The following is a 26,782-nucleotide window of genomic DNA, read 5'->3' on the forward strand; positions in this document are numbered from 1 at the left end:
TTTCGTTGATCGTTCCAATAGCAATGGAAGAGAAACTTCGTTTTGCTATTCGTGAAGGTGGTCGTACTGTTGGTGCCGGTATCGTTTCTGAAATCGTTGAATAAATAATATTTGTTGAGTTCCTTTATTATAAAGGTACTTTCTATAACAGGGAAATAAAGAGCATGAACAGTCAAAATATTCGTATTCGCTTGAAGGCGTTTGATCATAGGATTCTTGATACGTCTACACGTGAAATTGTATCAACTGCTAAACGTACTGGTGCAAATGTTCGTGGTCCCATTCCTCTTCCGACGAGGATTGAGAAATTTACCGTCAATCGTGGACCGCATATCGATAAGAAGAGTCGTGAGCAGTTTGAAATGCGTACACATAAGCGTCTTCTTGATATTGTTGATCCAACGCCACAAACAGTGGATGCGCTTATGAAGCTCGATCTCTCTGCTGGTGTGGATGTAGAAATTAAGCTCTGAGGTTTGAAGACAGAAGGAACAGACCCGATGCGTTCAGGTGTAATAGCACAGAAGCTGGGCATGACCCGTATTTATAGTGATTCTGGTGAACATGTGCCGGTAACGGTGCTTCGTTTGGAGAATTGTCAAGTTGTTGCTCAGCGTACAATTGAAAAGAATGGTTATACTGCTGTTCAATTAGGTGTAGGCTTTGCTAAAGTTAAGAATACTTCGCAAGCCCTTCGTGGGCATTTTGCTAAGGCTTCTGTTGAGCCTAAAGCTAAGTTGGCGGAGTTTCGTGTTAGTCCCGATAATCTTCTAGATGTTGGTACTGAGATTACAGTGGAACACTTTATTCCGGGACAAAGAGTTGATGTGACTGGTGTCAGCATTGGTAAGGGTTTTGCTGGTGTTATGAAACGGCATAATTTTGGTGGACATCGTGCTTCCCATGGTAACTCAATCACACATCGCGCTCATGGTTCTACTGGGCAGTGCCAAGATCCTGGTAAAGTTTTTAAAGGCAAAAAGATGGCTGGCCATATGGGGCAGGTACGTGTGACAACCCAGAATATCGAGGTTATTTCCACTGACATTGAGCGTGGTTTGATTTTAGTTCGTGGTGCTGTTTCTGGTTCTAAAGGTTCCTGGATTTTGGTACGGGATGCTGTGAAGAAGTGTCTTCCTGATGATGCTCCGAAGCCTGCTGGTATTCGCTGTCTTGAGAAGGAGAAAACAAAAATGGTCGCTCCAGTGACGGACACCTCTAAAGCTGAGGGAGCCTAATAATGGATCTTGTAATTAAAACTCTTGATGGTAATGAAGCTGGCAAATTGAAGGTTTCTGAAGCTATTTTTGATCTTGTGCCTCGTGAGGATATTTTGCAACGTGTTGTTCGTTGGCAGCTTGCCCGTCGTCAACAGGGGAGTCATCAGTCGCAAGGCCGTTCTGATGTTTCGCGAACGGGAGCGAAGATGTTTAAACAAAAAGGAACCGGGCGTGCTCGGCATTCATCTGCACGTGCACCGCAGTTTAGAGGTGGAGGTAAGGCGCATGGGCCAGTAGTTCGTAGCCATGCGCATGATCTTCCTAAAAAGATTCGTTCTCTTGGGGTGCGTCTTGCTTTATCTGCAAAATTAAAAGCAAAAGATTTGATTATTGTGAATGAGCTGACTGTTAAAGATGCTAAAACGAAAATTCTTGTTTCTTATTTTTCGAAGCTTGGATTTAATAATGCTCTCTTGGTCGATGGTAAAGAGATTGATATTAACTTTTTTCGTGCGGTATCTAATATCCCTAATGTTGATATTTTGCCCGTTCAGGGAATTAATGTTTATGATATTTTGCGTCGCGGTAAACTTGTTTTATCAAAGGCAGCTATTGAAGCTCTTGAGGAGCGTTTTAAATGACAGATTTTCGCCATTATGATATAATTATTAGTCCAGTTGTTACTGAGAAGTCTACTATGATTTCTGAATATAATCAAGTTGCTTTTAATGTTGCGCCGAAAGCGACAAAGCCTGAGATTAAGGCTGCTGTTGAAGCGCTTTTTAGCGTAAAAGTTAAAGCTGTTAACACAATAGTCCGTAAGGGTAAAGTGAAGCGTTTCAAGGGTATTGTTGGTCGGCAGAGTGATGTTAAAAAAGCAATCGTAACTCTGGCCAGTGGCCAGGTTATTGACGTTTCAACAAGTCTTTAAAGAAGCATGGAGATAGGAATTAATGGCACTTAAGCAGTTTAATCCAACTACGCCTGGACAGCGTCGGCTTGTTATTGTAGAGCGTTCTTGTCTTTATAAAGGAAAGCCTGTAAAGATATTAACTGAGGGTTTGTCTTCAAAAGGTGGACGCAATAATCGTGGTCGTATTACTGCTCGTTTTCAAGGTGGTGGACATAAACGTAGATATCGGTTTGTTGACTTTAAACGTCTTAAACGTGGTATTTTAGCAAGAGTTGAACGTTTAGAGTATGATCCCAATCGTACTGCTTTTATCGCTTTAATTCGCTATGAGGATGGACAATTGAGTTATATTCTTGCACCACAGCGCCTTGGTGTTGGTGATTCTGTTATTGCTGGTTTAAATGTTGATGTTAAGCCAGGTAATGCTATGCCTCTTGCTAATATGCCGGTAGGTACAATTATCCATAATGTTGAAATGAAGCCAGGAAAAGGAGGGCAGATTGCGCGTTCAGCGGGGACTTATGTTCAATTGGTTGGACGAGATCATGGTATGGCTATTCTTCGTTTAAATTCTGGTGAACAGCGTTTGGTATCTAGTAGTTGTTTTGCAACTGTTGGCGCTGTTTCAAATCCTGATCATGGGAATATTAATGATGGTAAGGCAGGTCGGGCACGTTGGCGTGGAAAACGTCCGCATGTTCGTGGTGTTGCTATGAATCCCGTGGATCATCCGCACGGTGGTGGTGAAGGTCGCACATCGGGGGGACGTCATCCTGTATCTCCTTGGGGTAAACCTACAAAAGGTAAGCGTACGCGCTCCAATAAAGCCACTGATAAGTTTATTATGCGTACGCGTCATCAGCGCAAGAAATGAGAAAGGTAATCTGAAGTGGTTCGTTCAGTATGGAAAGGTCCGTTTGTTGACGGCTATCTTCTTGGTAAAGCAGAAAAAGTGCGTGCAAGTGGGCGTAATGAAGTTATAAAAATATGGAGTCGTCGCTCTACGATTTTACCGCAATTTGTTGGTTTAACTTTTGGTGTTTACAACGGCAATAAGCATATACCTGTTTCTGTTTCTGAAGAAATGGTTGGACATAAGTTTGGTGAGTTCGCTCCTACCCGGACTTATTATGGTCATGGTGCCGATAAAAAAGCGAAGAGGAAGTAGGAATGGGAAAAGCTAAGGTTCCGCGCCGGCTTAAAGATAATGAAGCAAGAGCTGTTACACGGACAATTCGCGTTAGTCCGCAAAAGCTTAATTTAGTCGTTGCGATGATTCGTGGTAAAAAAGTTGATACGGCGTTAGCTGATTTGATGTTTTCACGCAAACGTATTGCTGGAACTGTGAAAAAAACACTTGAATCCGCGATTGCAAATGCAGAGAATAATCACGGTCTTGATATTGATTCGCTTATTGTAGCAGAGGCTTATGTTGGTAAGTCGATAATGATGAAGCGTTTTCATGTTCGTGGTCGAGGACGTACCAGTAGAATTGAGCGTCCATTTTCACATCTTACCGTTATTGTTCGTGAAGTTACCGAAAAAATGGAGGCCGCGTAATGGGTCAGAAGATCAATCCAATAGGGCTTCGTCTTGGTGTTAATCGGACTTGGGATTCTCGTTGGTATGCTGATAGTGGCGAATATGGACGTCTTCTTCATGAAGATTTGAAAATTCGTTCATATGTGCTTGAAGAGCTTAAACAGGCTGCTATTTCTAAGGTTGTTATTGAGCGTCCTCATAAAAAGTGTCGTGTTACGATTCATTCTGCACGTCCTGGTTTGATTATTGGCAGAAAAGGTGCTGATATCGAAAAGCTTCGTCGTAAGCTTTCAGAAATGACAAATGCTGAAACTTCATTAAATATTGTGGAGATTCGTAAACCGGAGATTGATGCTACGATTATTGCGCAGTCAATTGCTCAACAGTTAGAGCGTCGCGTTGCTTTTCGTCGTGCCATGAAACGTGCCGTTCAGTCTGCTATGCGTCTTGGTGCGGAAGGTATTCGTATCAATTGTTCTGGTCGTCTTGGTGGCGCTGAAATTGCCCGTATGGAATGGTATCGTGAAGGCCGTGTTCCGCTTCATACTTTGCGTTCTGATGTTGATTACGGTACAGCAGAGGCTAAAACCGCTTATGGCATCTGTGGTATTAAAGTGTGGGTCTTTAAAGGTGAGATTCTTGAGCATGATCCGATGGCTTCAGAGCGTCGTGCGACGGAAGTTGATCAATCTGTTTCTTCATCGAATCGTCGGCGCGAAAATGCTTAGTTTTTGAGGTTAAACTAAATTTTGGAGTAAAGAACAATGTTGCAGCCAAAGCGCACAAAGTTCCGTAAACAGTTCAAGGGCCGTATTCACGGTGTTGCAAAGGGAGGTACCAATTTGAATTTTGGTGCCTATGGTTTGAAGGCTGTTGAGCCGGATCGAATTACTGCTCGTCAAATTGAGGCTGCGCGTCGTGCGATTACACGTTACATGAAGCGTTCTGGTCGTGTATGGATTCGCATTTTCCCAGACCTTCCGGTTACATCTAAACCGACTGAAGTTCGTATGGGTAAGGGTAAGGGAAGTGTTGATTATTGGGCTGCGCGTGTTGCTCCTGGGCGTATCATGTTTGAGCTTGATGGAGTTTCTGAGGATATTGCACGTGAAGCGCTAAGGTTAGGTGCTGCAAAATTGCCGATAAAAACGCGTTTCATCCATCGTATTGTTGAATAAAAGAGGTTAAACGATGAGATCTACAGAATTACGGACACAAACGCTCGATCAAATGAAAGATGAATTGGCTAGTTTGAAAAAAGAGCAGTTTAATTTGCGCTTTCAGAAAGCGACGGGTCAATTAGAAAAGACTGCACGTGTTAAACAAGTTCGTCGTGATATTGCACGTGTTAAAACTTTTCTTTGTCAGAAGATAAGTAAAAATAATGTTTAAGGAAATAAGAGATGCCTAAACGCGTTTTGCAGGGTGTTGTTATTAGCGATAAAAGCGATAAGACTATAGTTGTCAGAGTTGAGCGTCGTTATTCTCATCCGCTTCTTAAAAAGACTGTTCGGCAGTCTAAGAATTATAAAGCACATGATGAAAACAACCAGTTCAGGATCGGAGATCGAGTTTCTATTCAAGAATCTAGACCAATTTCGAAAGATAAATGTTGGATTGTTGTGAAAGACAGTGTAGCATAATTAGTTAGGTTTGTTGTTTTGAAATTTAACAGTTATTTTTCGTTGGTAAGTTTGAAAGCGGTAATTTTATCGTTATTTGGCAGGAAAATCCGGATGTATAAAAAGTACGATCGAATGTATATATTAAAAAAGGTAGGCAGTCATGATTCAGATGCAAACAAACCTTGACGTTGCTGATAATTCTGGTGCTCGTCGTGTCATGTGTATCAAGGTGTTAGGCGGTTCAAAGCGAAAATATGCTTCAGTTGGTGACATTATTGTTGTTTCGGTTAAGGATGCTATTCCTCGTGGACGTGTTAAAAAAGGTGATGTTATGAAGGCTGTTGTGGTTCGTACTGCTAAAGATATTCGCCGTTCAGATGGTAGTATCATTCGTTTTGATAGTAATGCTGCGGTTTTAGTGGATAATAAAAAAGAGCCGATCGGTACTCGTATCTTTGGGCCTGTTCCCCGTGAATTGCGTGGTAAGGATCATATGAAGATTATTTCGCTTGCTCCTGAAGTGTTATAAGGGGTAATGTTATGCAGAAGATTCGAAAAGGTGATAAAGTTGTTGTTTTATCGGGTAAGGATAAAGGATGTAGTGGTGAGGTAATTAGAGTTAGTCCAAAAGAGAGCAAAGCTGTTGTTCGTGGGATTAATATGGTTAAACGTCATCAACGTCAAACGCAGAAGCAAGAAGCTGGAATTATTTCTAAAGAATCTCCGATTCATCTGTCTAATTTGGCAATTGCTGATCCTAAAGATGGTAAACCTACGCGTGTGGGATTTCGTGTGAATGCAGATGGTAATAAAGTGCGTTTTGCCAAGCGTTCGGGAGATTTGATTAATGGCTGAGGAAAGACAAATACCGCGTATGAAAGCATATTATTCTGAAGTGATTTGTAAAATGCTTCAAGAAAAGTTTAATTATAAAAATATTATGCAAATTCCGCGGATTGATAAAATTGTGATAAATATGGGGGTAGGTGAAGCTACTGCTGATTCGAAGAAGCCTTCCCTTGCTGCTGAGGATTTAGGACTAATAACAGGTCAGAAGGCTGTTGTTACGCGCGCGCGTAATTCTATTGCGACCTTTAAAGTTCGTGAAGGAATGCCACTAGGGGCTAAAGTTACGTTGCGTAAAGATCGTATGTTTGAGTTTTTAGATCGTCTTATCACGATTGCTCTTCCGCGAGTTCGTGATTTTCGTGGCTTAAATCCGAAAAGCTTTGATGGTCATGGCAATTTTGCTATGGGTATTAAAGAGCACATTGTGTTTCCAGAGATCAACTATGATAAAGTTGATCGAATTTGGGGCATGGATATTATCGTTTGTACGACAGCAAGAACGGATGATGAAGCTCGTGAACTATTGCGTGCTTTTAATTTTCCTTTTCGTTCGTAACGGCAAATGTAGCGAGGTGAGATTATGGCCAAAGTAAGTGCCGTTGAAAAAAATAAGCGTCGTGAAAGAATGGTGAAGCGTTATGCTGCGCGTCGCGCGTGTTTGAAAGCAATTGTGATGGATCAGAGAGTTTCTCTGGAGGAGCGTTTTAAAGCTTCTGTTCAGTTGGCGGAATTACCGCGTAATTCTTCAAAGGTTCGGGTTCGTAATCGTTGTGAGGTTTCTGGTCGTCCGCGGGCTTATTATCGTAAGTTAAAAATGTCGCGGATCGCATTGCGTGAACTTGGCTCTGTGGGCCATATTCCTGGTATTGTGAAGTCTAGTTGGTAAGAGGAGATTATTTAATGTCTATGTCAGATCCTCTTGGTGATATGTTAACGCGTATTCGTAATGCACTTGGTCGTAAAAAGGGTAAAGTGGTTACTCCAGCTTCGAAGTTGCGCGCGCGCGTTCTTGATGTTCTTCAGTTGGAAGGTTATATTCGCGGATATAATCATATTGATTTAGGTGATGGAAAAGCTGAAATTGAAATTGAATTGAAGTATTTTGAAGGGGTGGCTGCTATTCGTGAAATTTCGCGTGTATCAAAGCCGGGTCGTCGTGTATATGTTTCTGCTAAGTCACTTCCGCAAGTGGCAAATGGTTTAGGTATTTCGATTTTGTCGACCCCTAAAGGTATTATGGCGGATCATGAAGCGCGTGAACAGAATGTTGGTGGAGAACTTCTTTGTCGTGTTTTCTAGTTATATCAAGAAAACGGAAGAAAAAGTAGGTTAGAACGATGTCTCGTATTGGAAAGAAACCCATTTTAATTCCTTCTGGAGTTACTGCTACTGTTGAAGGTCAGCTAGTTAAGGCAAAAGGTCCAAAAGGTGAACTAAGTTACGTCGTTAATGATGAGGTCTTAGTCAAATTGGAAGAAAACGTTATATCAGTTATCCCGCGAGATCAGTCAAAAGATGCGCGCTCTAAATGGGGTATGTCACGCTCAATGATTGAGAATATTTTTTGTGGTGTAAAAAATGGTTTTGAAAAGAGGTTAGAGATCAATGGAGTTGGTTATCGTGCTGCTTTGCAAGGTAAGGATATTCAGCTTTCTTTAGGTTTTTCGCATGATGTAGTTTATAAAGTTCCATCAGGTGTTACTGTAACTGTTCCAAAGCCCACAGAAATTGTTGTTTCTGGAATTAATAAACAGCAGGTTGGGCAAGTGGCAGCGGAGATTCGCGAATATCGTAGGCCTGAACCTTATAAGGGTAAAGGTGTTAAGCATGCTGATGAGTCTGTCTTCCGTAAGGAAGGTAAAAAGAAATAAGGATTTTGTATTATGGTTTCATCTAAGGACATTATCCAGCGCCGTGCAAGGCGTGTTCGTCATAGAATAAAAATGGTTTCTCATAATCGCCTTCGACTTAGCGTTTATCGTTCAAATCAAAATATCTATGCTCAAGTTATCGATGATTTACGGGGATGTACGCTTGTTTCAGCTTCTACTCTTGAGGGTGATTTAAAGAAGTCTTTAAAGAGTGGTGCTGGTAAAGAAGCGGCTTTCGCTGTTGGTAAATTAATTGCAGAGCGTGCGAAGAAAGCTGGTATTGATGAAGTGTTTTTTGACCGTGGGGCATGTGTGTACCATGGACGAGTCAAAGCTTTGGCTGAAGCTGCTCGTGAAGGTGGTCTAAACTTCTAAAGTTTTCTTATTTGTGGGTAGATTAGGGGGATTTAGGGGGGGTTCGTTTAAGTTCTTCCAGTTTGGTGAGGAGCTTTTTTATCGTGCTTCCGGAAAAGAAAAAGGAATGAGGAATGGCACAAAAAGAACGTGGTGAGAGAGAAGAGCGCGACAATGAATTTGTCGATAGGCTTGTTCATATTAATCGTGTTGCTAAAGTTGTAAAGGGTGGTCGACGTTTTGGTTTTGCTGCTCTTGTTGTCGTTGGAGATCAAAAGGGACGTGTGGGTTTTGGTCATGGTAAAGCTCGTGAAGTTCCAGAAGCTGTTCGTAAAGCAACGGAATCTGCAAAGCGTAGGATGATTTATGTTCCGCTTCGTTCTGGACGTACGTTGCATCATGATCTTGAAGGCCGTCATGGCGCTGGGCGTGTTTTGTTGCGTTCAGCTTCTTCTGGTACTGGTATTATTGCTGGAGGGCCTATGCGTGCTATTTTTGAAGCTCTTGGTATGCAGGATGTTGTTGCAAAATCATTAGGGTCTTCGAATCCTTATAATATGGTGCGTGCAACATTTGATGCATTGAAACAACAAATGCATCCTAGGGATATTGCTGCTCGGCGTGGAATAAAATATTCTACTTTGCAGGCGCGTCGTCGCCATTTGATTGACGTAGAAGGGTAGTTTCTGAGATTATCAGAAAAGGAATTAGGAAATGGTTCAAAAAAAATCTCGGACTGGTAAAACTGTAATAGTAGAGCAAATTGGAAGCCCTATCCGGAACTCACAGATTCAGCGTGCAACCTTAAAGGGGCTTGGATTAAATAAAATGCGTCGGCGGCGTGTTTTAGAAGATACCCTTTGTGTGCAGGGTATGATTGCTCAGGTTCGGCATCTTGTTCGCATTATAGATAAAGCTTAAGAATTGTGGGAGTATTAGTATGAGACTCAATGAACTGCGTAATTGTGAGGGCGCAACAAGAAATCGTAAGCGCGTTGGGCGTGGTGTTGGTTCAGGTACTGGTAAGACTGGTGGTCGCGGTGTAAAAGGGCAGAAATCGCGTTCTGGTGTTTCCCTTAGTGGTTTTGAAGGTGGACAAATGCCCATTTATCGTCGTTTACCGAAGCGTGGATTTAGGAATTTTTTTGCCAAAGCTTATAATGAGATTTCATTGGGACGTATTCAGTTGGCAGTTGATGCAGGTAAGTTGAATATTGAAAAGCCTGTTGATATAATTGCTTTAAAAGAAGCTGCTCTTATTCGTCGTAAAAAAGATGGTGTTCGTCTTCTTTCTGATGGTGATTTGAAGGCTAAGATTGTCTTTCATGTTTCTGGCGCTTCAGAAGCTGCTCGTATTAAGATTGAAAAAGTAGGTGGTCAGGTTATTTTTTCTGATGTTATTTGATAGTTTTTTTGATTATGAGTAAAAATTTAAAGGGTGTTATAGCTGTTCTGTAAAATCTTTTATGTAAAATTGTTTGAGTTGTGCATTTATTTGTGTTTGAAGATATGGATTTTGTAATTATACTTCTGGAATTGAAAAAACTGGAGTGTAAAGTGGAGACGTTTTATGGCATCAGCAGCAGAGCAATTTGCTTCCAATATAAACTTCAGTACCTTTTCTCGTGCAACTGAATTAAAGAAGCGCATCTGGTTTACTCTGGCGGCGCTTCTTGTATATCGTTTTGGCACTTATATCTCTCTTCCGGGTATAAATATTGATGCTTTGCGGCAAACATTTGAGCATCATGCATCGGGTGTATTAGGGCTCTTTAATATGTTTGCTGGAGGTGCTGTTGGGCGTATGGCAATTTTTGCATTGGGGATCATGCCTTATATATCGGCATCTATTATTGTACAATTGTTAACGTCTATTATTCCTTCTTTGGAAACTCTTAAAAAGGAAGGGGAATTGGGTCGTAAGATTATTAATCAATATACGCGTTATGTAACAGTAGTATTGGCAATTCTACAGGCTTTTGGTATTGCGGTTGCGCTTGAAAGCGGTATAGGGACAGAGCTTCAAATTGTTTTAGAACCAGGACTTATGTTTCGTATCTCTTCTGTTATTACGCTTGTGGGTGGGACAATGTTTTTAATGTGGCTTGGCGAGCAAATTACATCACGCGGTGTTGGAAATGGGGTTTCTCTCATCATTTTTACAGGGATTGTGGCCAATTTTCCTTCTACTTTTGCCCAACTTTTGACAGCTCATAGTCAGGCTGATTTATCAACTTTTCTTTTAATGGGAATTATTCTTATTGCTGTTTTTGTTATTGGGTTTATTGTTTTTATAGAGCGTGCGCAGCGGAGAATTCTTATTCAGTATCCAAAACGTCAGATTGGTAATCAAATATTTCAAGGTGATATGTCGCATCTTCCTTTAAAGTTGAATACGGCTGGTGTTATTCCTCCTATTTTTGCTTCATCTTTATTGTTATTACCTGCTACTATTAATAATTTTTCTGATAAAATGCCCCAATGGATTCAGGCGATTTCTTATTCTCTTTCTCATGGACAGCCATTTTATATGATTGTTTATGCATTTTTAATGGCGTTTTTTTGTTTTTTTTATACGGCTATTGTGTTTAATCCAAATGATACTGCAGATCAGTTGAAAAAGCATTCTGGTTTTATTCCAGGGATTCGTCCGGGTGAGCGCACAGCCCAATATATTGATTATGTTTTGACACGTATTACTGTTGTGGGTGCTATTTATATTATCTTGGTTTGTTTGTTACCTGAATTTATGATATCGGCATTACAAGTTCCTTTTTATCTTGGGGGGACATCCTTATTAATTGTTGTTACTGTTACACTTGATACGGTTGCTCAAATTCAGGGGCATCTTTTTGCACACCAATATGAAGGGTTGATAAAAAAATCAAAACTTCGTGGAGGTAGAAGGAATCGATGAGAGTTATTCTTTTGGGTCCTCCTGGAGCAGGAAAAGGTACGCAAGCTAAAATGTTGACTGAGGAATATAACATTCCTCATTTATCAACAGGCGATATGTTGCGTGAGGTTATTACCAAAAAAACGGAAATTGGTAAAAAAGCAAAAACTATTATAAGTTCTGGTGCTTTAGTTCCTGATAGCATTGTTAATCAAATCGTATCAGATCGGATTAATGAAGCTGATTGTAGAAACGGTTTTGTTTTAGACGGGTATCCACGAACTGTGGGACAAGCAGAGGTGTTACAGCAGATACTGGCGTCAAAAAATATGCAACTTGATACTGTTATTGAATTGTATGCTGATGAAGATATATTGATTGAACGTATGAAGAAACGTGTTCAGGAAACGATAGTGGCTGGTGGGCAGGTTCGGCTAGATGATAATCCTGTTGTTTTTGCAAAAAGGTTAGTCGAATATCGTGAAAAAACAGCTCCCTTATCAAAATTTTATTCAGAGCGGGGAATCTTGAAGGTTATTGATGGAATGATTGGTATTGCTGAAGTGACACGAATGATTAGAGGATTTCTTTCATAAGATTTTTTTTAGAAGTAAATGAAAACAGTTGACTTTTGAGATGAAATCTATCACAAACGGGTTTAGTTCATTTCGATGAAATAGGAGGATTCGGAAGGGTTTCTGAGTCCATTTTTTTCTGTAAGGTATATCAGGTATTTTATATAATTTGTCAACATAACTAAGGAGAGTAGGCGTGGCTCGTATTGCTGGCGTCAATATCCCGACAAATAAGCGCGCTATCGTTGCGCTTCAATATATTCACGGGATTGGACCAAAATTTGCTCAAGAGATTATTCAAAAGGTTGGCATTCCCATAAGGCGTCGTGTGAATGAACTTTCAGATACTGAGGTTTTACGGATTCGTGAAGCGATAGATCAGGGCTATCAGGTTGAAGGGGATCTTCGTCGTGAGGTTGCTATGAATGTTAAGCGTTTGATGGATCTTGGTTGTTATCGTGGATTGCGTCATCGTCGGTCTTTGCCTGTTCGAGGGCAGCGTACACATACGAATGCTCGTACGCGTAAAGGTCCTGCTAAGGCAATTGCTGGTAAGAAGAAATAAGAGCCTTTAGTAGAAGTTTTTTATATATTCTGTTTCTTGTTTGGTTTTTAGCAAGGAAAAGAAGATGCGGCTGCTGATATTACGGCAGTGATGAGATCGTTGAAAGGGAGATTATGGCCAAGGAAGCCACACGTGTTCGTCGTCGCGAACGTAAGAATATTTCGTCGGGTGTTGTGCATATTAATTCAACATTTAATAACACAATGATTACTATTACTGATGCACAGGGAAACGCGATTGCGTGGTCATCTGCTGGTGCTCAAGGGTTTAAAGGGGCGCGTAAATCTACACCCTTTGCTGCTCAAGTTGCTGCGGAAGATTGTGCAAAAAAGGCGCAAGAGCATGGGATGCGTTCTTTGGAAGTTGAAGTTTGTGGACCTGGATCGGGGCGTGAATCTGCTTTACGTGCGTTGCAATCTGTTGGTTTTGTTATTACTTCTATTCGTGATGTAACACCAATTCCTCATAATGGATGTCGTCCACGAAAAAGGCGGCGTGTTTAAATGGGTGTTGTTTTTTGTTGTCGGAGATTTCTCTGATGTTCACTCTGATGTTCACATTGGTCGTTACGATTGAATGGTAACGGAACTAAAGAACGGGAATAAAAATATGATCCAGAAAAACTGGCAGGAACTTATTAAGCCCAATAAGGTTGAGTCATGTGCGCATGATAATCCGAATATTACAAGTGTGATTGCTGAGCCTCTTGAGCGGGGGTTTGGGTTAACGTTGGGAAATGCGCTTCGTCGCGTATTGTTATCTTCATTGCGTGGTGCAGCTATTACTGCTGTGCAGATTGATGGTGTTTTGCATGAATTTTCATCAATTCCAGGTGTGCGTGAGGATGTTACGGATATTATTCTAAATATAAAGGAAATTGCACTTCGTATGGAAGAAGAAGGGCCTAAGCGTGTTGTTGTTTATAAAGAGGGGCCTGGTGTTGTGAGAGCGGGAGATATCAATACTGTTGGAGATATGGAAATTTTAAATCCAGATCATGTTATTTGTACTCTTGATGAAGATGCTGAAATTCGTATGGAATTTATTGTTAACACAGGAAAGGGGTATGTTCCATCTGATCGTAATTGTATTGATGATTCACGTATAGGACTTATCCCAGTTGATAGTCTTTATTCACCAATTCGTAAAGTATCTTATAAAGTAGAAAATACTCGTGAAGGTCAGGTTCTGGATTATGATAAATTAACATTAACGGTTGAAACAAATGGTGCTATTAATGGAGAAGATGCTGTTGCTTTTGCAGCACGCATTCTCCAAGATCAATTGTCATTATTTATTAATTTTGAAGAGCCACAGAAGGAGCTTGTTGAAGAGACTGATTCTGAGCTTTCGTTTAATCCAGCACTTCTTAAAAAAGTGGATGAATTAGAGCTTTCGGTTCGTTCGGCAAATTGTCTTAAGAATGATAATATTGTTTATATTGGTGATCTGATTCAAAAAACGGAATCTGAAATGCTTCGGACACCAAATTTTGGTCGCAAATCGTTGAATGAGATTAAAGAGGTTTTAGCGTGTATGGGGTTACATCTTGGGATGGAGATTCCTGCATGGCCGCCTGAAAACATTGATGATCTTGCTAAACGCTATGAAGATCAGTATTAAAGTTAGAATTTAAGGAGAGGGCTTATGCGCCATAAGAAGTCAGGCCGCAAATTGAATCGGACTGCCAGTCACCGTAAAGCGATGTTTGCAAATATGGCAATGTCGTTGATCGAGCATGAGCAGATTATAACAACACTTCCAAAAGCTAAAGCAATTCGTCCTATTGTTGAAAAACTTATTACTCTTGGCAAGCGTGGAGGTTTGCATGCGCGTCGACAAGCGATTGCTGCGCTTCGTGATTCAGCAAAGGTTGCAAAATTATTTGATACGCTTGCGCCGCGTTATGCTTCACGCAACGGTGGGTATTTGCGTATTATGAAAGCGGGATTTCGTACTGGTGATAATGCACCCATGGCTGTTATAGAATTCGTTGATCGTGATGTTGAAGCAAAAGGAGCTAGGAATCGTGCTCGTGTGGGAGTTTCTGAAAGTGAAAAGGAGGCTTCTTCGTAGATTCTTCTTATTCTGTTGAATTTTTAAAGGCCGCCTTGTCTTGGGCGGTTTTTTTTATGAGCACTTTTAAGTTTGTTTTACTTGAGAAATAAATGCAGGGAGAAAGTTATATGATGTTGAATTATCTGATTTTTATAATATTTATTGTTTAGATAGATTGTTTTTATTTGCTATTATGAAATATTAATAGAAATCCTTAATTTGCGGGGATAGTTTTTAAAATTCTATTAACTTTCAACAGAATGTACTGATTTTATAAGGAGTAGATTATGAGGTATTCTTTTGGGGTGCGGATTTTTTTTGCGATTATGCTGCAGATATCGTTTGATCATGTGTATGCTCATATTCCTCAAACACAAAAAGAAATTACTCTTTCATTTGCTCCTTTAGTTAAAAAAACAGTTCCATCTGTTGTAAATATTTATGCAGCTCGACAAATTAAAGCGCGCTCACCTTTTGAGGGTGATCCATTTTTTGAGCAATTTTTTGGTCATTTTCAAAATAATTTTCCTGTCCGTAAGCAATCATCATTAGGGTCAGGAGTAATTGTTGATGCACGTGGTTTGATTGTTACAAATTACCACGTTATTAAAGATGCAAGCGAAATTAAAGTGGCTTTTTCTGATGGACGTGAATTTGAGAGCAAAGTTATACTCAAAGATGAAGCAACAGATCTTGCCGTTTTGGAAGTTGATGCAAAAAATGCTCAATTTCCTGTTCTTCCTTTAGGAAACTCTGATGCTGTTGAAGTTGGTGATCTTGTTCTTGCTATTGGTAATCCTTTTGGTGTTGGGCAAACGGTTACAAGTGGTATTGTTTCAGCGCAAGCGCGTACACGTGTTGGGATTTCTGATTTTGACTTTTTTATTCAAACAGACGCTGCTATTAATCCAGGGAATTCTGGTGGAGCTTTAATTGATATCAAAGGTCAGTTAATTGGGATTAATACGGCTATTTATTCGCGTTCCGGTGGTTCTGTAGGCATTGGTTTTGCTATTCCAGTTAATCTTGTAAAAGTGATGCTTGATACTGTTAAACGCGGTGGAAAATATTTTGTGCCGCCTTATATTGGGGCATCTTTTCAAAATATTACATCTGATATTGCTGGTGGTTTAGGTTTAGAACGTCCCTATGGTGCTCTTATTATTGAAGTTATCAAAGATAGTCCTGCTGAAAAAGCTGGTTTGAAAGTGGGCGATGTTATTTTAAGTGTGCAAGGAGTGCGCGTTGAGAGTCCAGATAGTCTTGGGTATCGTTTGATGATTGCTGGCATTGGGCATAGCCTTGCTTTAGAATATTTACGAAGTGGAAAAATTTTAAAAACACAAATAATAGTTTCATCAATATCGGAAACTGCACTTTTAAAATCTGAAAAAATCGTGGGTGAAAGTCCTCTTGCTGGTGCTGAGGTATTAGATTTAACACCACAAAATAGTCGACGGTTTCATCTTCCTGTATCTGCAAAAGGTGTTGTGATTATCAATCTTGATGAAATGAGCAATGCTGCTGGAATTTTTCGGTCAGGAGATATTCTACGTGTTATAAATGGCCATAAAATTCAAACAGTTCATCAATTGAAAAAGATTCTTATGCAAGCTCGTTCGCGTACGTGGCAATTGGAATATGAACGTGAGGGTATGTATATTCGTCAATTTATTCGTTGAGGTTTTTTTTGAAGAAAGATTTTTTTACTTCATCGTTTGATTTTCAAGTTAATAAAAATCAGCCTCTTGCAGAAAGAATGCGCCCTTGTTCTCTCAATGATGTTGTGGGACAAAAGCATTTGATCGGAGGGGATGGTTTGCTTTCACGTATGGTGGCAGCTGGTTCAATTGGATCGATGATTTTTTGGGGACCTCCAGGGACGGGAAAAACTACAGTTGCACGTTTGTTAGCACTTGAGACAAATTTCGTGTTTGAACAAATTTCTGCTATTTTTACAGGAGTTTCTGAACTTAAAAAGATTTTTGAAGTTGCAAAGAGGCGTTTTATATCTGGGGATAAAACCCTTCTTTTTGTTGATGAAATTCATCGGTTTAATCGAGCACAGCAGGATAGTTTCCTTCCTGTTATGGAGGATGGTACTGTGGTCCTTATAGGTGCGACAACTGAAAATCCTTCTTTTGAGCTTAATGCTGCTCTTCTTTCACGTGCACGCGTTGTGACGTTTTTTTCTCATGATTATGAGAGTTTGGACAGGCTTTTGAGGCGTGCTGAAGAAGTGAAGGGAAAATTTCTTCCCGTGGATAATAATGCTAGAAACGTTTTGATAGAGATATCTGATGGTGATGCACGGGTAGCATTGACATTGGCAGAAGAAGTTTGGTCTATTGCACCGTCAGAAGAGATTCTTGATGTTGCTGCTTTGCAAAAAGTTATTCAACGTCGTGCACCCATTTATGATAAAGGACGAGATAGCCATTATAATCTCATTTCAGCATTGCATAAATCCGTTCGTGGGTCTGATCCTGATGCAGCGCTTTATTATTTGGCACGTATGTTGGATGCCGGTGAAGATCCTCACTATATTGGACGACGATTGGTTCGTATGGCTGTTGAAGATGTTGGTTTAGCAGATCCTCAAGCTCTTATCATTTGTAATGCGGCAAAAGACGCTTATGATTATTTAGGATCACCGGAAGGAGAATTGGCTTTGGCACAGGCATGTCTTTATGTTGCAACTGCACCAAAGTCAAATGCAACATATCTCGCGTATAAAGCAGCTATGCATTGTGCGCGTAAAAATGGTTCTTTGTCGCCGCCTAAGCATATTCTTAATGCTCCTACGAAATTTATGAAAGAGGAAGGGTATGGTGATGGTTATTGTTATGACCATGATGAACCAGATGCTTTTTCAGGGCAAGAGTACTTTCCTGAAAAACTTGGGCGTCAGAGTTATTATAAACCAGTTGAGCGTGGTTTTGAACGAGAAATTTTAAAACGGCTTGAATGGTGGAAACAATTGCGCCAAAAAATCAAAAATAAAGTTTAAGTTAAAATAAATTTTTTATTGATCTTAGATTTATTTTTTATCCCTTAATAAATTGGATGAACAATTTAGTTTATATTTTAAATGCTTATTGGATTAGTGGTAGTGTCATTTTTAAGTGATATTTTTAAAAATGCATGTTCTTTTACGGATTTAAGGTTAAAAGATATTTCATTCAACAATTAAACTGTCTTATTTGTGTGGTTAATTAGATGCAATCTAGTATGTTTTTGATTGGTGATGCATTTTTGTGTGATCAATATCAGAGGAGTGATTCTCTCTTAAGTATTTAATTAAAGGGATACGCAAAGGGACCATAGAACATTGTGTTGAAATTGAAAATGTTCCTTTTCTAGAAAGATATAAATGTATTAATTTTCTTTCATATAGAAGTATTATTTTACTGTTACTAAAACCTATTTTGTGTCATAAGATAAGCAATGTTAGGTCTTTTATTGTGGTGATTTTGATGTGTTCTGGGTAGAATGTGGAGATAGGAATGGGAATAGTCTGTGAAAATCTAAATTCAATGCTTTAGTTAAATTAAAAATACAGTGCACAATATAAGTGTTGGATTATTATGAATCAATCAAGGATATAATCGTGGATAAAACAAAAGCTCTCGATGCTGCTCTCTCACAAATTGAACGTTCTTTTGGTAAAGGCTCCATTATGCGTCTTGGGCAAAAAGAGCAGGTTGTTGAAATTGAAACAGTTCCAACAGGGTCGTTATCCTTGGATATTGCTTTAGGAATTGGTGGACTACCAAAGGGCCGTATTGTTGAGGTTTATGGACCAGAAAGTTCTGGGAAAACAACATTGGCTCTGCATGCTATTGCTGAGGCGCAGAGAAGCGGTGGGATTTGTGCTTTTATTGATGCAGAGCATGCGCTTGATCCTATTTATGCACGTAAGCTTGGTGTAGATTTAGAAAACTTGTTCATTTCTCAGCCAGATACTGGTGAACAGGCATTAGAAATTACAGAGACGTTGGTTCGTTCTGGTGCAGTTGATGTGCTTGTTGTGGATTCTGTCGCAGCTTTAACACCACGGGCAGAAATTGATGGTGAAATGGGTGATGCTTTGCCTGGATTGCAAGCTCGGTTAATGAGTAAAGCATTGCGGAAATTAACAGCAGCAATTTTTCGTTCTAATTGTATGGTAGTCTTTATTAATCAAATTCGCATGAAAATTGGTGTGATGTTTGGCTCTCCTGAAACGACAACAGGTGGAAATGCTTTAAAGTTTTATGCTTCTGTTCGTTTAGATATTCGTCGCATTGGATCTATTAAAGATAGGGATGCAATCGTTGGTAATCAGACGCGTGTTAAAGTGGTAAAGAATAAATTGGCACCTCCGTTCAAACAGGTTGAGTTTGATATTATTTATGGTGAAGGCATTTCCAAAGTAGGTGAATTGATTGATTTAGGTGTCAAGGTTGGCATTGTGGAAAAATCTGGTGCATGGTTTTCTTATAATTCTCAGCGTTTAGGACAGGGGCGTGAGAATGCAAAACAGTTTTTACGTGAACATGCGGAAATAGCTGCAGAGATTGAAGCAGCTTTGCGCCAAAATGCCGGTTTGATTGCGATTGAATTATTAGAAAATGCAGGGTCAGAAAATACAGAAAGCGATGAAGCTATTTGATAGAGCGTTTTTTCATCTATAGTTTTTTTATTTAAGATTTTTTCAATTTTTTTGAAAAAACATTCTGCTTTTTGATTAACTGACTCTGCGAGTGTAGCAATAGAGAATGTTAAATTCGGAAGGTATTTAATTTTTATGGTTTTGCACTGTACTTTACAGGTATTAATATGAATAGTGTTAATAACATTCGGTCAAGCTTTTTGGACTATTTTCATCGTAATGGGCATAAAATTCTTTCTTCTAGTCCACTTATTCCCCGTAATGATCCCACACTCATGTTTACAAATGCAGGAATGGTACAGTTTAAAAATGTCTTTACTGGACTTCAACAACCTCCTTATAAGCAGGCAACAACGGTGCAAAAATGTGTTCGTGCAGGTGGAAAGCATAATGATCTTGATAATGTTGGTTATACAGCGCGCCATCATACGTTTTTTGAAATGTTGGGGAATTTTTCTTTTGGTGATTATTTTAAAGAAGAAGCCATTTTTTTATCATGGAATCTTTTAACAAAGGAATTTTGTCTGCCAAAAGATAAATTATTAGTAACAGTTTATCATACTGATGATGTTGCTGCTGAATTATGGCGTAAAATTTCAGGTCTTTCAGATGAAAAAATTGTTCGGATTGCGACAGCTGATAATTTTTGGACAATGAGCGATACAGGTCCTTGTGGTCCTTGTTCGGAGATTTTTTATGATCATGGTGATGAAATCAGGGGGGGGCCTCCTGGAAGTATGGAAGAAGAAGGTGATCGCTTTATTGAGATTTGGAATCTAGTTTTCATGCAGTATGAGCAAGTAAGCAAGGCAGAGCGCGTTGAATTGTCTCATCCTTCTATTGATACTGGCATGGGATTAGAGCGAATTGCTGCTGTTTTACAGGGGGTTCATGATAACTATGATATTGATCTTTTTCGTGCATTAATTGAAGCATCAAAAGAAATTACAGGAGTTGAGGCAACTGGCGATTTTATTGTAAGTTATCGTGTTATTGCTGATCATCTTCGCTCATGTGCATTTTTGATTGCTGATGGTGTTCTTCCTTCTAATGAAGGAAGGGGATATGTTTTACGTCGTATTATGCGTCGTGCTATGCGTCATGCGCATCTTCTTGGTGCTAAAGATCCTTTAATGTGGCGGCTTTTACCCGCTTTAATTCGCGAAATGGGGCAAGCTTATCCTGAATTGGTGCGTGCTGAATCTTTAATTTCGGAAATTCTGAAGTTAGAAGAAATGCGTTTTCGCAAAACACTTGAACGAGGACTTGGTTTGTTAAATGAAGCGAGTAGTCTGCTTAAAGAAGGAGATCATTTAAATGGTGAAGTTGCTTTCAAGCTTTATGATACTTATGGTTTTCCGCTTGATTTGACGCAAGATGTGCTTCGGCATCGTGGAATATCTGTCGATGTTGATACCTTTGATAATGCAATGAAACGTCAGAAAGAGGGAGCTCGTGCTCATTGGTCTGGTTCTGGTGAAGCAGTGACAGAGACAATTTGGTTTTCTGTTCGTGATAGAGTAGGGGTTACAGAATTTTTAGGTTATGAAACAGAAAAAGCTGAAGGAATTATTACGGCTCTTGTGTGTGATGGTAAAATTGTTGATGATGTTTCTCTAGGGCAGAAAGCCATTCTTGTGGTGAATCAGACCCCTTTTTATGGTGAATCTGGAGGGCAAATTGGTGATAGCGGTATCATTTCTGGTGAAGGTTTTATTTTTGAGGTGTATGATACTCAGAAAAAAGCTGATGGTATTTTTATTCATCTTGGAGAAGTAAAATCTGGTCAGGCGAAGATATTTGATTGTGTTGAATTAATCGTGGATGTTGTGCGTCGTAAAAAAATTCGTGCAAACCATTCTGCTACTCATTTATTACACGAGGCTTTACGACAAATATTGGGATCTCATGTTACTCAAAAAGGCTCCCTTGTATTGCCGGATCGTTTGCGTTTTGATTTTTCTCATCCAAAATCTGTTTCTTTGGAAGAATTGAAAAAAATAGAAGATTTGGCAAATGAGATTGTTTTGCAAAATAGTAGAATTATAACACGACTCATGACTGTAGATAATGCAATTTCTGAAGGAGCAATGGCGTTATTTGGTGAAAAGTATGGAGATGAAGTTCGCGTTGTTTCTATGGGAAAACCTCTTGAGGGAGGGGTTAAAAAATGCTGGTCAATTGAGCTTTGTGGAGGGATACATGTAGAAAGAACAGGCGATATTGGTTTGATTCATATTGTTTCTGAAAGTTCTGTTTCAGCTGGGGTGCGTCGGATTGAAGCTTTAACAGGGAAAGAAGCACGTCTTTATCTTTGTCAACAAGATGAACATATACATGAGATCGCTGATCTTTTAAAAACTTCTTCCTTAGATGTAGAAAAACGCGTACGAATTTTGCTTGATGATTGTCGTAAACTTGAAAAAGATTTGAATGATATACGAAAAAAAATACTATTAAGTGATGTGATAACAGAAAGTATCCAAGATGATATTATCGTCATCAATGGATTTTCTTTTATCGGACGCGTTGTTAAAAATATTTTACCACGGAATCTTAAGGCATTAGTCGATTTTGGGAAAAAACAAATTGGATCTGGAGTGGTGGCTTTTATTAGTGTTTCGGAGGATGGAAAAGGGAGTGCTATTGTTGGCGTTACAGATGATTTAACAGGTAAGTTGAATGCTATTGATCTTGTTCGTATTCTTTCAGCAGTGCTTGGTGGTCAAGGTGGTGGTGGTCGTCCTGATATGGCGCAGGCTGGTGGTCCTGAGGGGAACAAGGCAGGTGAAGCATTTACAGTACTAAGAGATTTTCTTGAAAAAATTTAAGAAATAAAATCATTTCTTATATGTATTTTTTATATTTTTATGTTCAATTATCCACAAAGTATCATAAGTTTGATGAATTGTTGAAATGCAGGTACTGCGTAATTGAGCGGAAATACAAAAACGTAAAGATAAAACAGAGTGTTTCTTTATTATTATTTTTTTATTTATTTTTATCTTTTTTAAGAGTTTAGAGAGTCATCTTTTAAAGTAAGAGAGATTATGCAAAATTTCATGCCTTTTTATAATATGTTTTTTACGAAGTGTAGTATTTATTGGGTTGCACTTACAGATTTGTTTTAAAAAAACATCTCTATCTTATTTTATGGAAGGAATAATATACGATTATTTGTACGCTTATAAAATTATAAGCTATCAATTATTTTATTAGCTTTCAATTGATTAAAATTTTTTGTCTTGAAAAATTCAATAAGATGGCTGTTATATTGCTTCTATTTTTCTTGTTAAATCTGTGTATTCTGAAGCAATCAAAATCACTTGCTTGCACACCACAAGCGGTATGAATGATATGGATCATAAGAAAGGAGTAAAAATGGTTCTTATGAATTGTCTTAATGCAAGATTTGCTGCGATGTTGGGAGATGGTAAATAATGTGATGGTATCAGCTTGCTTCTTCACAAGTGTCAGATGGGAGTCTCAATAATTTTATCATTCTACCCTTCATGGTCACCGTAGTGAAACAGGTTTGGAAGCATTAAGAGATATCTTTTTAAAACAGACGCATGAAGCTGTAGCTCGATAAGCGTTTTATTTTATGTGAGGGATACAACTCCATTAAAGAATATTAAAAATAAAAGCGTGATGCAATAAGTAATCTTCGTTATTAAAAAAAGATATTGCTTTAGATACTTTTGAAGGAGATAAGAAAGATGGAAACTGGTTTTTACTGTTCCGTCTTTATATTTTCACAAAATTAGGTCGTCTGCTGGTTGTAGAGAGGATGCAAACAGAGGTATGCAATACGCTTTCTTCCCTTGGATTTACAAAGCTGGAGCTGCTCAAATAGCACTGATACATCTTAGTTTTTAGAAGATATATGATAAGATATTGTTTTTTTTATAAATAAAGTATCATTTCTCAAGGAATAAAAAATATAATTAATAAATGCTTGTGATTTGTTTTCATTTTTTATAGTAAAAGGATTTTATAATGACAAAAAATGATGTTCTTTTGACAGACTGAAAAGTGCAAAATTGCTTCATATCTATAAAATTCCTGTACAGTAAAGATATCGGATAAATAATCGCGATGCTTGATAATTGGTTTGCATGCTCTGTTGCTAAGGAATGTGGTAAACAAACCGTGAAGTGATACGGAATATTCGTTATTAAAAAAACATTACTTTAGCTGGTTTTGAAAGTTGTAAAGCTGAGTTAAAAAAGACGGTAAAATTGGAATTGTTTTTGCCTTTATATCTTTATATTTTCCTTAAATTATTTTGTACACTCTTTGATATGTGAAGATAGAGGTAATTCTAATAAAAAATTACAACAGCCGAGAAAGTACCCAACAGTTTTAATATTTGCTTCAAATATTTTGCATTCAAAATAGATTATAGCATGCTTAAAAATTTTTTACTTGCATCAACAAAGCACTCCTGTTGTATTCAAGAGATACTTTTGTGCATGAGCTTTGTGAAGAGTATCATTTTTATGATGCTATGGATTCGTGTAAGGAGATTACATTTTCATTTTTTCCTTCTTTTTTGAGTGGTTTGATTGTTAAACCACTTGCTTTTAAGAATTTAGAGAAACGGCCTCCTTTAGCGTTTAATTCTTGGAAGTTTCCTTTTTCAATTAAGTGACCATGTTCTAAAAAAAGGACTACATCAGCATTGCGTACTGTTGAGAGGCGATGGGCTATAATGAAAGTGGTGCGGTTATGGCTTATGCAATCAAGGGCATTTTTGACACGTGCTTCTGTTTCAATATCAAGAGCGCTTGTTGCTTCATCTAGAATGAGAATGGGTGCATTTTTTAAAATAGCGCGGGCAATTGCTAATCGTTGTTTTTCCCCACCTGATAATCGAGATCCTCGTTCACCCACCATTGTGTTATAACGATCAGCTTTTGTCAGAATAAAATCGTGCGCTTCTGCTATTTTTGCTGCTTCATAAAGTTCTCCGTTTGTTGCGTTTGCTCTTCCTATTGAGATATTGTCATGAATACTTCGGTTGAAAAGACCTGTGTCTTGAAATACTGTTGCTAGAGATTTGCGTAAAGATTCACGACTGATCGAGCATATATTTATTCCATCAATGGAGATATGCCCAAAGGTAGGGTCGTATACACGCTGTAGAAGATTAATTAATGTTGTTTTTCCAGAGCCTGTGGGTCCTATAATCGCAACAGTTTGTCCTGCTTTAACCTCAAAGGAAATGTCAAAAACACCTTGAGAAGAATTTGGGAATTTGTAGGTTACATGATGGAATTGTATGGCACCCTTAACATTTTGGAGGGAAGGGAGATTTTGGGGCTCGTTGATATGAAACGTTGAATCTTCCATTTCAAAAAAATCTTGTAATTTTGCTTGTGAGGATATTGCACAATAAATAAAGCTGCTTATTTGATCTAGACGGCTAATCATGAGTTGTGCAAATCCAACAAAAGCAACGACTTCACCTACCCGTAATTGATTTTTTGCAACAAAGAAAGCTCCAAGGAGTAGAATACAAACTATTGAAACCGTTGAAGCCATTCGGTTTAATCCACTGGCAAGCGCCCACCAATTGAGAACAGGATTTTGTGCTTCAAGTAGAGCATTTGTATGTTGCGCCAGTATGGAAGTTTCTTCTTTTATTCGGTTATAACTTTGGACAATGGAAACATTAGAAATTGAATCACTGACATGTTTAAAAAGATTATGGTGGTAGCATTCTACAGCGGCTTGTCCATCTTTTGTTTTTCGCATCACTAAGCGTGCAATTAGTACATAGATGATAGCAAGAACAATCAAGACTATTGAAAGACGCCAATTCATATTAAAGGCTGTGGGGATTAGGACTAATAAGGCAACAAGCGTTGAGAGATGTTGGCGCATGAAATCAAGCCATATGGTTGACATGGAGTCTATAGCGCGCAAAAGTGTATGAAGCGCGTTAGAAGTTCCACGTTGTTGATGCCAAATTAAAGGCATAGAAATGATACGTTCGAAAGATTCTGTTAAAACTGTTAAACGACGTCTGTGCGCCAAGCGGTCCGCACCGCGAGCAACAAGAACATAAGCAATAATATGTGAAAGTCCAAAACAAACCCAAATGGCAAGAGTAGAGATAATACCTGATTTTTCTGCAATAGAATCAATAACGCATCCAAATAAAATAGGTTCCGCAATGGTAATAATGGCTAATATAACATTAGCAGCACAGATTAAAAGGGATGCATTTTTTTCTCTGTTTAGGTAAGTGAGAACACGTGTATAGGTTTTGAAAAAGGACACTGTCAATTATCTCCATTTGCTGTTAAGCGTAATAAAAGCTGTTGATTTTTATAACGCTTAATTTTAGCTAATAAAATTTGAATGTTAAGAAAAGGCAATTTTGGATACTAACTGTAATATGGTGTGATAAAGTCAACTGAAATATGAGTTTTGGTGTTTATAAAGGCGCAAAAATAGATCAGTAGAATTATCAGACAAAGGAATTTTCATGGCAGGTGTAGAAATAAAAAAAATTGAGGCTGATGAAAATGGCATGCGCTTAGATCGCTGGTTTAAAGTGTGTTATCCGAGACTTGGGTTTGGGACTTTGCAAAGATTATTGCGTTCTGGTCAGATACGGGTTGATGGTGGACGTGTGAAAGCCGATACGCGTCTTTTTATGGGACAGTGTGTTCGTATTCCACCTCTACCGATTGATGACAAGGAAAGTCTTCCAATAACGGATAAAAAACTTTGTGGGCAGGGTAATGGAAGCGTTTTAAAAAAAATGCTGCTTTATGAAGATTCAACGGTTTTTGTTTTTAATAAACCAGCTGGATTAGCTGTACAAGGAGGCTCTGGTTTAACATGTCATATGGACCAAATGTTGGAAGTATGGCGCAATAAAAAAGGTGAAAAGCCTCGTTTGGTTCATCGTCTTGATCGTGAGACGTCAGGTGTGCTTATTGTGGCGCGCTCAAGGGGGGCCGCTCAGTCTTTAACGACTGCTTTTAGAGCGCGGGAAACAAAAAAAACTTATTGGGCGTTGGTTCGGGGGGTGCCTAAAAAAAAGAGGGATAAAATTTCAACGTGGATGGTTAAGGAAATGACTGCACAAGGTGATAAAATGCGTGTTTGTGAACATGGAGAGCCAAATTCATATCATGCGGTTTCCTACTATCGCGTTTTAGATATGCGGGGTCGGGCTCTTTCGTGGCTTGAAATGGAACCATATACGGGGAGAACACATCAGCTTCGTGTGCATGCTGCCCATATGGATCATCCTATCATTGGTGATACAAAGTATTTTTTTTCTGATAGTAATTGGACATTACCAAGAGGAATTCAAAATCGTCTTCACCTTCATGCGCGTCGTATTCGTATCCCTCATCCTTCAGGAGGAATATTGGATATTGTTGCACCTTTACCACCTCATATGGTTCAAAGTTTTAATCTTTTATCTTTTAATGAGAATGATGCTGAAAGAGAGTAAAAAGGCGCTACTTACTTTTTTGATTGGTGAAGACTTTGTTTCTAAATTTGCTAAAGCCAATAGAATATTATTTAAAGCAAGATTTTGGTAGGTAATCGCTATGAGAGGACTATATTTTTAAACAATAATATTTAAACATCATAAGTTTTTTCTACAGTTTTTATTCATGTTGATTGTCTT

Annotated in this window: 34 protein-coding genes; 33 read left to right on the plus strand and 1 reads right to left on the minus strand. The window is 38.7% G+C overall.

What is annotated here, in order from left to right; genetic code table 11:
* From GGR08_RS04320 to alaS, 32 genes are all read left to right on the plus strand, one after another.
* The coding region (locus GGR08_RS04320) for an EF-Tu C-terminal domain-related protein (RefSeq protein WP_484478976.1) at nt 1-104 on the plus strand (104 nt) is incomplete at its 5' end.
* Between the two features lie 60 nt (nt 105-164).
* Nucleotides 165-473 carry a 30S ribosomal protein S10 gene (gene rpsJ / locus GGR08_RS04325; protein ID WP_005773267.1) on the plus strand — a complete coding sequence of 103 codons (309 nt, stop codon included), beginning with the start codon at nt 165-167 and terminating at the stop codon, nt 471-473.
* 27 nt (nt 474-500) lie between these two features.
* Entirely contained in the window at nt 501-1,238 is a 738-nt protein-coding gene (gene rplC, locus GGR08_RS04330; RefSeq protein WP_183194159.1) for a 50S ribosomal protein L3, read from the plus strand.
* 2 nt (nt 1,239-1,240) lie between these two features.
* The gene (rplD, locus tag GGR08_RS04335; RefSeq protein WP_183194160.1) at nt 1,241-1,861 is read left to right on the plus strand and encodes a 50S ribosomal protein L4; all 621 of its coding nucleotides are present in this window, start codon (nt 1,241-1,243) and stop codon (nt 1,859-1,861) included.
* Nucleotides 1,858-2,151, plus strand: a complete 294-nt coding sequence (locus GGR08_RS04340; protein ID WP_183194161.1) for a 50S ribosomal protein L23 — start codon at nt 1,858-1,860, stop codon at nt 2,149-2,151. Before rplD ends, GGR08_RS04340 begins: the two co-directional genes overlap by 4 nt.
* Nucleotides 2,152-2,173: 22 nt before the next feature.
* Nucleotides 2,174-3,007 carry a 50S ribosomal protein L2 gene (rplB, locus tag GGR08_RS04345; RefSeq protein WP_183194162.1) on the plus strand — a complete coding sequence of 278 codons (834 nt, stop codon included), beginning with the start codon at nt 2,174-2,176 and terminating at the stop codon, nt 3,005-3,007.
* A gap of 15 nt (nt 3,008-3,022) precedes the next feature.
* Nucleotides 3,023-3,301: a 30S ribosomal protein S19 gene (gene rpsS / locus GGR08_RS04350; protein ID WP_004855734.1), complete on the plus strand. Its 279-nt coding sequence runs from the start codon at nt 3,023-3,025 to the stop codon at nt 3,299-3,301.
* Between the two features lie 2 nt (nt 3,302-3,303).
* Nucleotides 3,304-3,693, plus strand: coding sequence for a 50S ribosomal protein L22 (gene rplV, locus GGR08_RS04355; protein ID WP_183194163.1), 390 nt, complete (start codon nt 3,304-3,306; stop codon nt 3,691-3,693).
* Entirely contained in the window at nt 3,693-4,403 is a 711-nt protein-coding gene (gene rpsC / locus GGR08_RS04360) for a 30S ribosomal protein S3 (RefSeq protein WP_183194164.1), read from the plus strand. The genes rplV and rpsC overlap by 1 nt, the downstream gene beginning before the upstream one ends.
* A gap of 36 nt (nt 4,404-4,439) precedes the next feature.
* Nucleotides 4,440-4,853, plus strand: coding sequence for a 50S ribosomal protein L16 (gene rplP, locus GGR08_RS04365; protein WP_183194165.1), 414 nt, complete (start codon nt 4,440-4,442; stop codon nt 4,851-4,853).
* Between the two features lie 13 nt (nt 4,854-4,866).
* A complete protein-coding gene (gene rpmC / locus GGR08_RS04370) occupies nt 4,867-5,067 on the plus strand; it encodes a 50S ribosomal protein L29 (protein WP_183194166.1) in 201 nt (66 codons plus the stop codon).
* An 11-nt stretch (nt 5,068-5,078) separates the two neighbouring features.
* The gene (rpsQ, locus tag GGR08_RS04375; RefSeq protein WP_183194167.1) at nt 5,079-5,318 is read left to right on the plus strand and encodes a 30S ribosomal protein S17; all 240 of its coding nucleotides are present in this window, start codon (nt 5,079-5,081) and stop codon (nt 5,316-5,318) included.
* A 142-nt stretch (nt 5,319-5,460) separates the two neighbouring features.
* Nucleotides 5,461-5,829: a 50S ribosomal protein L14 gene (gene rplN / locus GGR08_RS04380; protein ID WP_183194168.1), complete on the plus strand. Its 369-nt coding sequence runs from the start codon at nt 5,461-5,463 to the stop codon at nt 5,827-5,829.
* Between the two features lie 11 nt (nt 5,830-5,840).
* On the plus strand, nt 5,841-6,155 hold the full coding sequence (gene rplX / locus GGR08_RS04385; RefSeq protein ID WP_183194169.1) for a 50S ribosomal protein L24: 315 nt from the start codon (nt 5,841-5,843) through the stop codon (nt 6,153-6,155).
* Nucleotides 6,148-6,705, plus strand: coding sequence for a 50S ribosomal protein L5 (rplE, locus tag GGR08_RS04390; RefSeq protein ID WP_183194170.1), 558 nt, complete (start codon nt 6,148-6,150; stop codon nt 6,703-6,705). The genes rplX and rplE overlap by 8 nt, the downstream gene beginning before the upstream one ends.
* A gap of 24 nt (nt 6,706-6,729) precedes the next feature.
* A complete protein-coding gene (gene rpsN, locus GGR08_RS04395; protein WP_183194171.1) occupies nt 6,730-7,035 on the plus strand; it encodes a 30S ribosomal protein S14 in 306 nt (101 codons plus the stop codon).
* Between the two features lie 14 nt (nt 7,036-7,049).
* Entirely contained in the window at nt 7,050-7,448 is a 399-nt protein-coding gene (rpsH, locus tag GGR08_RS04400; RefSeq protein WP_183194172.1) for a 30S ribosomal protein S8, read from the plus strand.
* A gap of 38 nt (nt 7,449-7,486) precedes the next feature.
* Nucleotides 7,487-8,020, plus strand: a complete 534-nt coding sequence (gene rplF, locus GGR08_RS04405; RefSeq protein WP_183194173.1) for a 50S ribosomal protein L6 — start codon at nt 7,487-7,489, stop codon at nt 8,018-8,020.
* A 12-nt stretch (nt 8,021-8,032) separates the two neighbouring features.
* Entirely contained in the window at nt 8,033-8,395 is a 363-nt protein-coding gene (gene rplR / locus GGR08_RS04410; RefSeq protein WP_183194174.1) for a 50S ribosomal protein L18, read from the plus strand.
* A gap of 113 nt (nt 8,396-8,508) precedes the next feature.
* The gene (rpsE, locus tag GGR08_RS04415; RefSeq protein WP_183194175.1) at nt 8,509-9,057 is read left to right on the plus strand and encodes a 30S ribosomal protein S5; all 549 of its coding nucleotides are present in this window, start codon (nt 8,509-8,511) and stop codon (nt 9,055-9,057) included.
* Nucleotides 9,058-9,088: 31 nt separating this feature from the next.
* Nucleotides 9,089-9,295, plus strand: a complete 207-nt coding sequence (rpmD, locus tag GGR08_RS04420; RefSeq protein ID WP_183194176.1) for a 50S ribosomal protein L30 — start codon at nt 9,089-9,091, stop codon at nt 9,293-9,295.
* Nucleotides 9,296-9,314: 19 nt separating this feature from the next.
* Nucleotides 9,315-9,779 carry a 50S ribosomal protein L15 gene (gene rplO / locus GGR08_RS04425; protein WP_183194177.1) on the plus strand — a complete coding sequence of 155 codons (465 nt, stop codon included), beginning with the start codon at nt 9,315-9,317 and terminating at the stop codon, nt 9,777-9,779.
* Between the two features lie 165 nt (nt 9,780-9,944).
* Nucleotides 9,945-11,291, plus strand: coding sequence for a preprotein translocase subunit SecY (gene secY / locus GGR08_RS04430; protein WP_183194178.1), 1,347 nt, complete (start codon nt 9,945-9,947; stop codon nt 11,289-11,291).
* Nucleotides 11,288-11,866: an adenylate kinase gene (locus GGR08_RS04435; protein WP_183194179.1), complete on the plus strand. Its 579-nt coding sequence runs from the start codon at nt 11,288-11,290 to the stop codon at nt 11,864-11,866. Before secY ends, GGR08_RS04435 begins: the two co-directional genes overlap by 4 nt.
* 175 nt (nt 11,867-12,041) lie before the next feature.
* Complete coding sequence (gene rpsM / locus GGR08_RS04440; RefSeq protein WP_183194180.1) at nt 12,042-12,410, plus strand: 30S ribosomal protein S13; 369 nt, start codon at nt 12,042-12,044, stop codon at nt 12,408-12,410.
* Nucleotides 12,411-12,523: 113 nt separating this feature from the next.
* Entirely contained in the window at nt 12,524-12,913 is a 390-nt protein-coding gene (rpsK, locus tag GGR08_RS04445; protein ID WP_183194181.1) for a 30S ribosomal protein S11, read from the plus strand.
* Between the two features lie 106 nt (nt 12,914-13,019).
* On the plus strand, nt 13,020-14,033 hold the full coding sequence (locus tag GGR08_RS04450) for a DNA-directed RNA polymerase subunit alpha (protein ID WP_183194182.1): 1,014 nt from the start codon (nt 13,020-13,022) through the stop codon (nt 14,031-14,033).
* 24 nt (nt 14,034-14,057) lie between these two features.
* Nucleotides 14,058-14,486, plus strand: a complete 429-nt coding sequence (gene rplQ, locus GGR08_RS04455; protein ID WP_183194183.1) for a 50S ribosomal protein L17 — start codon at nt 14,058-14,060, stop codon at nt 14,484-14,486.
* A 269-nt stretch (nt 14,487-14,755) separates the two neighbouring features.
* A complete protein-coding gene (locus GGR08_RS04460; protein WP_183194184.1) occupies nt 14,756-16,150 on the plus strand; it encodes a DegQ family serine endoprotease in 1,395 nt (464 codons plus the stop codon).
* An 8-nt stretch (nt 16,151-16,158) separates the two neighbouring features.
* Entirely contained in the window at nt 16,159-17,478 is a 1,320-nt protein-coding gene (locus GGR08_RS04465; RefSeq protein ID WP_183194185.1) for a replication-associated recombination protein A, read from the plus strand.
* 600 nt (nt 17,479-18,078) lie between these two features.
* A complete protein-coding gene (gene recA, locus GGR08_RS04470; protein WP_183194186.1) occupies nt 18,079-19,122 on the plus strand; it encodes a recombinase RecA in 1,044 nt (347 codons plus the stop codon).
* A gap of 167 nt (nt 19,123-19,289) precedes the next feature.
* Complete coding sequence (alaS, locus tag GGR08_RS04475; RefSeq protein WP_183194187.1) at nt 19,290-21,953, plus strand: alanine--tRNA ligase; 2,664 nt, start codon at nt 19,290-19,292, stop codon at nt 21,951-21,953.
* A gap of 1,669 nt (nt 21,954-23,622) precedes the next feature.
* Here the strand turns inward: alaS and GGR08_RS04480 are convergent.
* Nucleotides 23,623-25,410, minus strand: coding sequence for a glucan ABC transporter ATP-binding protein/ permease (locus GGR08_RS04480; protein WP_183194188.1), 1,788 nt, complete (start codon nt 25,408-25,410; stop codon nt 23,623-23,625).
* Nucleotides 25,411-25,618: 208 nt separating this feature from the next.
* Between GGR08_RS04480 and GGR08_RS04485 the strand changes: the two genes are divergently transcribed.
* Nucleotides 25,619-26,602 (plus strand): RluA family pseudouridine synthase, encoded by a 984-nt coding sequence (locus tag GGR08_RS04485; RefSeq protein WP_183194189.1) that lies wholly within the window; start codon nt 25,619-25,621, stop codon nt 26,600-26,602.
* Nucleotides 26,603-26,782: the final 180 nt, after the last annotated feature.

The organism is Bartonella fuyuanensis, from assembly GCF_014197255.1.
GTDB classification, from domain to species: domain Bacteria; phylum Pseudomonadota; class Alphaproteobacteria; order Rhizobiales; family Rhizobiaceae; genus Bartonella; species Bartonella fuyuanensis.